The sequence below is a fragment of the Variimorphobacter saccharofermentans genome, assembly GCF_014174405.1.
GTDB classification, from domain to species: domain Bacteria; phylum Bacillota; class Clostridia; order Lachnospirales; family Lachnospiraceae; genus Mobilitalea; species Mobilitalea saccharofermentans.
The window spans coordinates 1,687,198-1,698,819 of record NZ_JACEGA010000001.1 but is presented as its reverse complement, the minus strand read 5'-3'; the positions used below and the strand labels follow the sequence as shown (position 1 = coordinate 1,698,819).

12 protein-coding genes are annotated in these 11,622 nt (G+C 39.3%); all 12 read right to left on the bottom strand.

Features of this window, described 5'->3' with window-relative positions:
* Window positions 1-156: 156 nt before the first annotated feature.
* On the bottom strand, window positions 157-933 hold the full coding sequence (locus H0486_RS07420) for a PhzF family phenazine biosynthesis protein (RefSeq protein WP_228352390.1): 777 nt from the start codon (window positions 931-933) through the stop codon (window positions 157-159).
* 181 nt (window positions 934-1,114) lie between these two features.
* Window positions 1,115-1,705: a manganese efflux pump MntP gene (locus H0486_RS07415; protein WP_228352389.1), complete on the bottom strand. Its 591-nt coding sequence runs from the start codon at window positions 1,703-1,705 to the stop codon at window positions 1,115-1,117.
* Between the two features lie 313 nt (window positions 1,706-2,018).
* A complete protein-coding gene (locus H0486_RS07410) occupies window positions 2,019-2,348 on the bottom strand; it encodes a P-II family nitrogen regulator (protein ID WP_228352388.1) in 330 nt (109 codons plus the stop codon).
* Window positions 2,349-2,358: 10 nt separating this feature from the next.
* A complete protein-coding gene (locus H0486_RS07405; RefSeq protein ID WP_228352387.1) occupies window positions 2,359-2,673 on the bottom strand; it encodes a P-II family nitrogen regulator in 315 nt (104 codons plus the stop codon).
* 105 nt (window positions 2,674-2,778) lie between these two features.
* The gene (locus H0486_RS07400; RefSeq protein ID WP_228354390.1) at window positions 2,779-4,611 is read right to left on the bottom strand and encodes a DUF1538 domain-containing protein; all 1,833 of its coding nucleotides are present in this window, start codon (window positions 4,609-4,611) and stop codon (window positions 2,779-2,781) included.
* Between the two features lie 474 nt (window positions 4,612-5,085).
* Window positions 5,086-5,943 (bottom strand): nitrogenase iron protein, encoded by an 858-nt coding sequence (gene nifH, locus H0486_RS07395; RefSeq protein ID WP_228352386.1) that lies wholly within the window; start codon window positions 5,941-5,943, stop codon window positions 5,086-5,088.
* A gap of 101 nt (window positions 5,944-6,044) precedes the next feature.
* Window positions 6,045-6,908: a radical SAM protein gene (locus H0486_RS07390; RefSeq protein ID WP_330594457.1), complete on the bottom strand. Its 864-nt coding sequence runs from the start codon at window positions 6,906-6,908 to the stop codon at window positions 6,045-6,047.
* The gene (locus H0486_RS07385; RefSeq protein WP_228352385.1) at window positions 6,905-7,243 is read right to left on the bottom strand and encodes a NifB/NifX family molybdenum-iron cluster-binding protein; all 339 of its coding nucleotides are present in this window, start codon (window positions 7,241-7,243) and stop codon (window positions 6,905-6,907) included. The genes H0486_RS07390 and H0486_RS07385 overlap by 4 nt, the downstream gene beginning before the upstream one ends.
* A 93-nt stretch (window positions 7,244-7,336) precedes the next feature.
* Window positions 7,337-7,693 (bottom strand): NifB/NifX family molybdenum-iron cluster-binding protein, encoded by a 357-nt coding sequence (locus H0486_RS07380; RefSeq protein WP_228352384.1) that lies wholly within the window; start codon window positions 7,691-7,693, stop codon window positions 7,337-7,339.
* A 14-nt stretch (window positions 7,694-7,707) separates the two neighbouring features.
* Complete coding sequence (gene cysK, locus H0486_RS07375; RefSeq protein ID WP_323163538.1) at window positions 7,708-8,688, bottom strand: cysteine synthase A; 981 nt, start codon at window positions 8,686-8,688, stop codon at window positions 7,708-7,710.
* Window positions 8,689-8,717: 29 nt separating this feature from the next.
* Window positions 8,718-10,259: a nitrogenase component 1 gene (locus H0486_RS07370; protein ID WP_228352383.1), complete on the bottom strand. Its 1,542-nt coding sequence runs from the start codon at window positions 10,257-10,259 to the stop codon at window positions 8,718-8,720.
* A gap of 16 nt (window positions 10,260-10,275) precedes the next feature.
* Complete coding sequence (locus tag H0486_RS07365) at window positions 10,276-11,610, bottom strand: nitrogenase component 1 (RefSeq protein ID WP_228352382.1); 1,335 nt, start codon at window positions 11,608-11,610, stop codon at window positions 10,276-10,278.
* Between the last annotated feature and the right edge of the window lie 12 nt (window positions 11,611-11,622).

The following is an 11,622-nucleotide window of genomic DNA, read 5'->3' as shown; positions in this document are numbered from 1 at the left end:
CTTTACAAACTTTACTATTGTCATGAATCAGTCTTTTGACACTCTATTCAATATGATATACTTCGAAAGAAGTACATATTTAATTATAGGCATAATCTATCTTTTGTAAAGAAAAAGATAGGAATCTGATCCATCTCATCCTACCTTTGTATGTTCTTATATAATTATTTCTCCAATCAAATGTGTAACAGCTTTCCCACTAATCTCCACACGTGAACCGAGATCCCTACAATATAGAACGCCTCCTCGTTTTGACAATTGCTTAGCAGTCAGGACCTTTTTGTTTAATCGTTCACTCCAAAAAGGGATTAATGTTGTATGGGAGGATCCCGTTACTGGATCTTCCGGAATCCCAGCAGCCGGAGCAAAAAATCGAGAGGCAAAATCACAGGTATCTCCTTTGGCCGTTATTATAAAACCAAATGCCTTATCTATTTTATTTAATAGTGTAAGATTTGGATTCATATGTATGAGAGTGTCTTCATCTTTTATAAGGACTAGTAAATCTCTGGCTATGTGTGTTTCCAGTACAGCCACACCCAAGGCCTCCTCCAGTAAATCTGGAACTTCACAGGGAATCGGCTTACGAACAGGGAAATCCATTGAATACAAATCTCCCTCCTTGATGACCGTTAGAGGTCCACTCATTGTATGAAATTCTACACGTTTCATAGTTTCATCCACATAGTTCATAAGTACATAAGCACTGCCTAAGGTTGCATGTCCGCATAAGTCTATCTCTACTTCCGGAGTAAACCAACGCAAGTCATAATACCCGTCTTGCTTAACTAGAAAAGCGGTCTCTGCCAAGTTGTTCTCATATGCAATCTGCTGCATTAATTCGTCCGGTATCCACTCATCAAGCAAACAGACTCCGGCTGGATTACCATGATACCGTTCCTCTGTGAACACATCAACAATATAGTATTTCATAATCATCCTCCATTCCTGCTTTATCATTTTCTTCGTAATTATATTAGCACATGATCCATTTCTTTTATCATTAAACCTGGGTTCATGATAGAATTCTCACAATGACCTTTCCATTTAAAATATTTTGTTGTGTATTTATTCCATACCTGATAAGGGCTTTGAAATCCATATATACTAACCCTTACTGAAAAATAAAATTGGTATGCTCGAGCAATATCTTTAATCCCATAAATATTAATATAATTCCGCCTGTTAATTCTGCCTTGGATTTATATTTCACTCCGAATATATTACCGATTTTAACCCCAATTATAGACAAAGTAAAGGTTATGATTCCAATAAAGGAGACCGCAGGTATGATATCGATTTTTAGAAATGCAAAGGAAACACCTACTGCTAATGCATCAATGCTTGTTGCTATAGCTAATACAGACATATTTCTAAAGTTAAGTGATTTTGCATTTTCACATATTTCAGATCCTGCTTCTTCTTCACACTCTTTCGATAGTGATTCCTTAATCATATTAAAGCCGATAATTCCAAGTAAAATGAATGCAATCCAATGATCAAATGCCGTTATCTTATCCTGGAATTGAGCTCCTACAATATACCCTATCAAAGGCATACCCGCCTGAAATATTCCAAAATATAATCCAACTATTCCTGCCTTCTTAATATTGATAGATTTTAGAGCCAGTCCTTTGCAAATCGCAACTGCAAACGCATCCATTGACAAGCCAATGGCAATGATAAATAATTCGATTAAACTCATTTGTGATCTCCTTTATGTTTATCAAATTAAACTACGCAAAAAAGACTTATCTGCAGTCCTTTTCCGCAGATAAGTCTCATTATTAATGACGATTGAAAAGCTCGCAAAGCGCACATTTTATCGTATTAAATAAAGCCAGATAAATAATTATCAGTATGTTGACTTTATTACACCATCAAATAGTGTTAACTACTCCCTTATCTTCCACATATTATACTTAATACTATTACGGAAGTCAACGTTATTTTCATTATGATTTCGTAAATATCTCCTACTCTGTCGGAATTTTTCTCCCATCTGAGTATCTTAACTGTTACTGCTGATTTATATTTCCTGTATTAATACCAACTGTTTTAATTACCGGTAAGGTGAAGCAAATGCCATGGCCCTCCGTCTTGAATACAGTATTCTGCTTTACAGCCTCCATAATGGTATCCGCTTTATCACTCTCGATAATCGTTAATACGATCTCTTTTTCTCTATCTACACTAATCCCCATGATTTCTTTCTGCATGGAGCTTACTCCACGAGCATTTATAATAGTTGCTCCAGTAGATCCCATTGTGCGAATATATTCCACCACTTGCTCAGCAAAGCCCGCATTAATAACGATATATAAGGCTTTCATATTAGTATTAATCATTGCTATCCTCCTAAACAGTCAACCGGTCAACCGGAACTACAAAAGCGATCCCGGTATTCGGTTTATCAAAGTTAAATTGCTTCACTAATTGTTCGAGTAAATGATCCGTTAGATTTCCTGCAATTAAACATGTAATCATGATTTTCTTTTCCTCAGGAACTAAACCCAGCATATCTTTAAAATATCCTGTTTTCACTGAACCTTTGGCGTAAACCAAATCAATTAAGTGGCATCCTGAACTAAGTAAGAATTTTAATATTTCATCTTTTTTATTTCTACCCGTAATTAAGGTCAAATAATCAACACCATATTTTGCTTCTGACAAGATATATTTTCCTCCTTAATCATACTACTCCGAATTAACATTATCAAAATAATTCATCAGTAGCACTCACCCATAACGTTATAATATGCTATCTCATTCGTCATCTTATAGGTCATCATGTATTTCGTCATTTATTCTACTCTTTTCGTCTTTTTCTAGACCAGTAAATATTGTATTCTTTTTATCTTCTTCTAGATCAACTTTTATGTCATCATCTTTGTCATCTTTTGTATCATTATATATGTTTACGCTTATATCATCATTTATATCATCATTTATATCATTAATCAATGGTTGATTTTCTATATTTACTACAACCAATTCATTCTCATCTTCATACATATTCACTGTATCAACACTGTCCGCCAGTAATGCCAGCTCTTCTAAATCAATACTCTCTGCATAATCAAGAGTGGTATTTGCTCTCTTTATATTGATATCATACACGATACCCAGGAACTGTACAGCGATCAATGGAGTTACTGAAATAAATGCAATAATTCCAAAGCCATTAATTAAAATTGATTGTTTTACATGGGTAGATGTAGTGGCAACCGCTTGGGCTACTCCAAGGGTAAGAGGCGTTAGAAAAGCAGAGGTAAGTGCTCCACCGGATACACCTCCCGAATCAAAAGCCAGTCCTACAAAAAGCTTTGGCGTGAACAGCATCATGATAAGTGCTATCCCATAGAGTGGAACTAAAAACCACAGAATATTAATCTCTGTTAATATTTTCAGCATGGCCAGTAAAGAAGCAAATCCGATTCCGATTGCCAAAGTCATGCGAATCGATGTCTTACTAATATGACCGTTTGTTAGTTCTTCCAGCTGTTCACCCAACACTGTAACAGCAGGCTCCGACAGGGTGATTGCTGCGCCCAGAATAAATCCTATGAGAAGTAGTAACCACCTGAACCATTCCGGTTTGGATGGATCCAGGAAAACTTCTCCTATGTATTTACCTGCAAATGCAAATCCGTAATCAATCCCTGAAAGGAAAATAAGTAAACCTGCAAATACTACAATAGAACCAAGTAGAATCGTTATGAATTCCTTTTTTGGTTGTTTAATCAGAAAGAATTGAAATGGCAAAAACACAAGGATTACCGGCAATAGCGCCAGTATTACTCCTCGTAAGTTACCGGATATGATTTCGTTAATAGAGCCTATCGTACCGGGATCATATAACTGCTCTGCCGGAAGTACTCCGTGATGCTTCAAATTCAATATAATTCCATAGATCGCTAAGGAAAGAATGGGACCAACTGAAGCCAGACCAATTATTCCAAAGCTGTCATCATTGCCTTTGTGTTTCGACATAGTAACGGATACACCCATACCCATCGCCAGTATAAAGGGAACGGAAATGTCTCCCGTGGTGGCCCCACTACCATCAAAGGCCAAAGCTATGAATTCATCAGGAACAAATATAATCGTTATAAAGGTAACAATATATAATATTGCAAATATAATCTTTATATTTAAATCCTTTATGATCCGAAAGAGCGAAAAGCCTACCATAACACCGATACCAATACCCATAATCCAGATAAATACGGTGTCATTGATTATTGGCATGATCATATTCGTCTGTTTAGCCAGAACCGTTAATGCTGGTTCAGCAACCGTAGCAAGCAATCCGAAGACAAGTCCAAAGAATATAATATATGCTGCTTTCTTAAGCTTTATAAGCGATCCTCCTATCAGTTTACCTATGGGAAGTATACTTATGTTTAAACCGTTCAAAAAAAGTGTTTGACCTATTACAACACTGATATAACCAACGATTAATTTCGTATAATCTGATTTTTCTTCAAGAGGTGCTATAAAACCACAGACAATAATAATAATTACTGCAAGAGGTAGTGAAGATATCAATACTTCCTTCAACGTGGTGGCGAATATTGTGAATTTACTTTTCAGGTTTAATTTATTCATCACGATGATCTCTCCTATCTCAAACTAGTGTACAATTACGGTATTCCAGAATAGCCTAAAAACCTTAGACATTTTTTATGATAACATAAAAAACAATATTGAATCAAGTAATTATCTAATAATATTTCACATTATATAATCAATTCAGGGCTTTCGCACAATATTCTGAGAAAATTCCCCAGTTTAATGTTTGAAATTTTCTAAATCTAAAAGGGCGAATGCTTAATATGCATGCAGGATTATGGCTTACCATAATACACTGTCGGAAGAACATATTGCTGTATTTTGTATGAATCAGGCGAAAATTCATGTTCGCCTGATAATATGACCCCCAATAGTTTGACTTTATTCTAGTTCCACCTATTGGGGGTCTATGATTCATACAAAATCAGTGATATGTACTTCCGTCTGTGTGTGAGGTAAGCCATAATCCTGCATGCATATTAAGCATTCGCCTTCGATTCCTTCTTTGGATTATATCCTGTAATCGTCCTTCAGGTTATCCATCAACCCATATTCTAATAGGATTTCTTCCAGTCTTTCCTGCGTCATAGGAGTAGGTATGGTGAAATAAGTATTTTCTTTAATCGCTTTTGCCAGCTGTCTGTATTCTCTTGCCTGTATAGACTCCGGATTGTATTCAATCACAGTTTTTCTACGGATTTCAGCATGCTGTACAATATTATCCCTGGGAACAAAATAAATCAATTGAGTCCCTAATTCCTTAGAGAATGCTCTCAGCAACTCCTCTTCCCGGTCTACACGACGGCTGTTGCAGATAATACCTCCTAGACGTACTCCGCCCTTTAAGGCGTATTTTTGAATTCCTTTTGCAATGTTATTAGCTGCATACAGGGCCATCATTTCTCCACTGGCAACAATATATATTTCTTTTGCCTTGCCCTCTCTTATGGGCATAGCAAAACCGCCGCATACCACATCCCCCAATACATCATAGAATACATAATCCAGATCATCCGTATATGCTCCAAGCTGTTCCAGAAGACCTACTGAGGTGATAATTCCTCTTCCTGCACAGCCCACACCGGGCTCCGGTCCACCTGATTCCACACATTTCGTACCTTTAAATCCTTCCTTCATAATAGCATCCAGACTTATATTCTCTCCCTTTTCCCTTAGGGTATCCAACACTGTTTTCTGATGCAGACAGCCTAACAGCAAACGAGTCGAATCCGCCTTGGGATCACAGCCAACTACCATGACATTATTACCGGCCTCTGCTAATGCCGATGTCAGGTTCTGTGTGGTGGTGGATTTTCCAATCCCTCCTTTACCGTAGATTGCAATTTGCCTTAATTGTTTTTGTGCCATTAATTTCATTCTCCTTTATTTATGACAACAGAAAGTTCGCAAAGCGTACTTTCTATTGTATAGTTTCGCAATTACTCAGATTACATTGATATTATTTCTTTCTATCCATGGGAAAAAGTATCCTTATGATTAATTCTTTTCAAATAAATTTGATCTCCATAATCCTTCTGTCCTGGTATTCCCACAGCATCTGCCCTACAACGCTGGCAGTGCCTGAATACCTCTATGTATTCCTCCGCTTCACGTCTTGCTCCGTCAATATCGATACATTCCGGTTCCACACAGTCCTTCAGTTTGTGCTGTGGAATCAAGGGAATGATATTATAAAGCTTTGCACCAGCTTCTCTAACTGCTTTTGCTATATCTTTGATATGGTTCCTGTTAATCTCCATAATTAATACTGTATTTACCTTTACTGTGATTCCGGCTGCTGATACCTTACGTATTCCTTCCAGCTGATTCTCGATTAATATCCTTGCTGCCTCTTCACCCTCATAACGTTTTCCGTTATAAAAAATACCAGATATGACTTTTGCCTGGATTTTCGGATCCACTGCGTTGACTGTGACAGTTAAGGTATCGATACCAAGTTCGATCAGTTCATCCGCTCGTTCCTTTAGAAGAAGACCGTTGGTACTCATACATTTTAATAGCCCGGGATATTTCTCTTTAATTAAGTGAAAGGTTTTGATTGCATTATTTGAAGCTAGAGTATCCCCCGGTCCGGCGATTCCGGCCACCGTAATATCCGGGCATATCTCAAGGGCTCTTTTCAATGCATCCAAAGCCTCCGTCGGAGTAAGTATTGCACTGGTCACCCCTGGTCTGTTCTCAGATGTGTTGATTTTTCTATCACAAAAATTACACTCAATATTACAGCCGGGACATACAGGCAGATGAATCCTTCCTTTGTTTTTACCGTGACCGAAGCATGGATGTAATTCCTTCACCCTTTTTTCCATCATTCCTTCCGTACCTCCTTCTTCACTTTCTCACAGTCTTCCAATACCTCCAAAATGATGCCTCTTCCTATGACAGGCTGGATTCCTCTGGCAAGCAGTGCTTCTTCGGCTCCTTGACCAATCTGCAATACATACACCTTAGCACAATCCTGAAGTAAATCTACTGCATTTAAAAGATCTTCTTCCTCATGTTCACCGATATGACAGAAGGGTTTTCCAAATCGTTTTTCCATGAAGCGGATTACCCCTCCCAGACTTTCATAGATGTAAAAAGTATTTGCTCTTCCAAAATGTGTATTTATTACAATTCCATCGCTGCTTGCCACTGCAATCCTCATGATACCTCATTCCTTACTTAGAAATACTGATTAGGGTATATATGTGCCAGTATTTATTTCGCTGCCTTAATCTGACTTATAACACCCAATAGTTCAAAAAATTCGTCTTTTATAAAACTTTTTAATTTTATCCAAGCCATCCGCTATCTTCCCTGAAAATACCAATACCTCGATTCCATTCTTTGTCACCATTCTTTCCGATCTTGGCCCTATCTGTTTCACAATAACTGCTATCACATTCCAATCCAAGAAAGCCTGTATTTTCTCCTGTATCAGATTCTCATCATGACCGGAACCGCAATGCTCGGAATGTACCACTTCAATGCTTCCCAGAAGCCTAATCTCGTCTGACTGCTGATCGATTTCGAGAATCTGAAAGCTCTTACCCTGGCCAAAGTGCTCAGTAACCTCAACGCCATCAATGGTTCCGATTGCTATTCTATACGACATATTCTTCTCCTAATCTATCGGATGCTGTACCAGTATCTACTCTTTTCAATGTTAGAGTCGGAAAACAATGCCGTAGACAGATATCGTTCCCCTGTATCCGGTAAGATCGCTACTATCACTTTACCATTATTTTCACTTCTACGAGCGATCTGAGCCGCTGCATAGGCTGCGGCACCGGAGGAGATGCCGACCAGAAGTCCCTCTTCTCTAGCCAGGGTTCGTGAGGTGTCGAAGGCCTGCTCATCCTTAACCTTAAATATTTCATCTACTAAGCTCAAATCCAATACCTTTGGTACAAATCCGGCACCAATTCCTTGAATTCGATTGGGGCCAGGTACACCGCCGGAAAGGACGGGGGAGCCTGCTGGTTCCACTGCAACCACTTTAATGTCCGGGTTTTTTTCTTTCAAATACCGTCCTGCACCTGTAATGGTACCTCCGGTTCCCACACCTGCAACCACAATGTCAACCTTTCCTTCGGTTGCTTCCCATATTTCAACACCAGTGGTAACATAATGGATAGAGGGGTTTGCCGGATTATTAAACTGCTGCAAAATAATACTATTTGGTATCTGGTATTGAAGCTCCTCTGCCTTACGAACAGCTCCTCTCATACCTTCTGCTCCTGGAGTAAGAACCAACTCCGCTCCCAATGCTGATAAAAGGGTTCTACGTTCCATACTCATGGTATCCGGCATGGTAAGTATGAGCTTATAGTTCTTTGCTGCTGCAACAAAGGCTAAACCAACACCTGTATTACCACTGGTAGGCTCGATAATTACAGAATCCTTATTTAAAAGTCCCTGCTTCTCTGCATCCTCCACCATTGCAATAGCAATTCTATCCTTCACACTACCCAGGGGATTGAAATATTCAAGCTTTAGTAATAACTTTGTTTCTTCCGAAAGGCCTGCAAGCTTTTCGATTTTACGCGGGCGTAATATTGGAGTATCTCCGATTAACTCCGTTAAATTATCAACTACTTTCAATGACATAATATTCATCCTTTCCGCATTTATATTTTTTAGAACAAATCACCCTGAATCATATTATCCTTTGGATCTAGGTTCATCCATTCCTCTGTCAGAGGGTGACCTATATATCTACTGATGTTCTTGGAGAAGTTGGTATTCTTCAAGGCTCTTGCTGCCCTTCTGGCTAATTCAAATGCTCCTGAGTACCCCATGTAATTAATGTTCATTCCAAAGAGCGGAATGTTGGGAATTCCCAATTTGGTTACCCATCCGTTGGCACCTACGTGACCAATGTAAATATCTGGTTTAAGATGACTTAAGACATTCAGCTCTTCTGCAGGTTGACCGGCAGCCACCTCTACTACCAGATCAGGATTATCAATATCCTGTAACAGATTTTCTACAAAGCGATCTACGTTATGAGCCTTAACTCCCACCAACTCCATTCCGATGCTATGATAGAAATCAGCCGTTGTCAGAATTCTTGTTTCACCACCGCCTACAAAAATCTTCTTACCCTTTAATATCTCTACAAAAGGTGCAATGGCTTCTTTAAGTTCTTTATTCTCCTGTTCTATGAGCTTCTCTGCTTCCTTCTCTAAATGAAAATGTGCTGCAATCTTACGTACCCATGTGTTGGTACAGTTAATTCCGATGGGTAAAACATCCAGTATATATTCCGTTCCATATCGTTCCTTCAGATGTCCCAAGATATAGTCATCATGGGTAGCACAGATACTTACATTCAAGGCTGCCTCTCCCAGATGATCAAGAACATCTACACTGGCATTCAACGGCACTACTCTTGGGATTAACCCCAGCGCACTTACCAGCCTGGATAGTTCGACCTCATCACCATTACTATTGGAACCTACATTGAAGATATTTACTGTCTTACTTATACGGTATTTTTTTGCAAAATCGTATTTAATCTGAGCATCCTCCGTAAGCTGAGGATATTCCTTTGGATCACGAATGAGATATTTTAAGATACCGTGGTTTGCTGCATCATATCCGGAGGAAACAAATCGACTTTTAAAGCCTTCACAATGAACGGGTACAAGTCTTGCTGATATCTGAGGCTCCAGTTCCCTTACAACAGAATCAATATCGTCACCGATAATACCCGGTACACAACCATTGACAATTGCAATCACTTCCGGATGATACTCTTTATCCGCATATAAGATTGCCCGTGTAAGTTTATCGATACCTCCATTTACAACATCAAGCTCATCCATATTTGTATGTATAAAGGTTTGATCCTCTGTAGTCAGGCCTCTGGAGGCTCTGTTGCTATTTCTTACACCGGCCATACCTGCTAACCCGGAACAACAGCCTAACGGTGAATGTACAATGGTAATAACATTGCTCAAGGAGTTGATAATTCCTAAAGCAAGGCCTAACTGGCACCCTCCACTTTGTGAGAATTTTCTGTTTTGAGCCTGAGCACATCCACTTTTAAAATCACCCTGAAAGCTGGAACAGGAACCGCAGTATGCGATACATCCGCCTACCCGTTCATCTCGAACCGGCGGCTCATCCGCAGATAAATAATTGTATTTTAAATTTTCTGTTAATAACTTCGGCATAATCGATCCTCCCTTTCTACCTTGCAACCACAAGATTAGATAACAAATCTTCCGTTAAGGATAAGGCCCCTCGGAAGCCGGCATACCCTTTATTCAGTACAGCCCTGTTACTAACCGGAAAAGCTACGGACAGAAATCCTGCACCATATTGGGCCGCTAAATTTCGTTCTACTACACTACCTATTACAAATAAAGGTCCTAATGCATCATAATACTTCTGGTTGTTATTGTACGGCCAGCTTGCTCGGAGTTTTTTCGCTGTCTGCCCCACCTTATCTTCGAAGATTACCTGTGGTTTGGTTACAGATGTCAGTCCTTCGAATTTTTTACGATACTGCTCCTGAATTTCACGGTCATGAATATCATTCACTGATACAAAATGCGGGATCCAGCCTAATTCCTCTGAAATAAAATCAGTAATCGGATATGCATAGTAGCTGTCTGTAATAACGACTGCATACCTTTGAAAATCCAGGTCTGAAGCAACATCTACAATCCTCTCCAGATAGGAGTAAAAATATCTAATCTCTTCTTCTACTACTGTGTCGATTCGTTTTTTCTCAATACCCAGCTTCTCTCCAATGAAACGCAGGAATTTTTCAGAAGCCTTAGGTCCAATGGGAAGCTCTGTAGTGACATACGGAATTTGATGTACCGTTTCAAAAGTCTTTGCCGCCAGCTGACCAGCCGTTACTGACAGTACCACTGTCAGGGCAGCGCTTCCATAGCTCTTTATCTTCTCAACACTTTCTCCATCTCCAAAGAAGGTATTAACCTTTATACCGACTTTGCTCAGTAACTCCTGAATATAAGCTATATTACCCCTGTAGAATACATCGTGTCCCGGAACAATTCCAAGGAGGTTGATGGTTCTTTCATCCTTCTTATCTGTCTTTTCTACAATTTCCCTAATTAATACATCCAGTACCTCGTCATATCCTCGCAGGGTATTCCCCTTAAATCCCGGTGTATTTGCACCAATCACATTATATTCGCGATATCTGGAGGCTATCCCCACCGAATCATCACCAATCATTTCTGTCTGGCAGCCAGTTACGACAATATAAATATCGCCCTTCAGATATTTAATCGTTGATTCAATCTGTCCCACCAGCTTATCTTCTCCACCAAATACAATATTGCTTTGAGAAATGTTGGAGGTAGGAATCATATTTCCACCACAATATCCGACTCCTCTGTAACCAGCCGATAGATTATAGGTGCCAGAGAGAGCAGCTGCACAGCCTCCCGATGCGTGAACTATGGGAACTGCTCTCGGAATGGCAGCAATAGTGGATAAGGCACCACCTAAGGCACATGAAAATTTCGATCGTTCAATAAAATCACTCATTTAATATTCCTC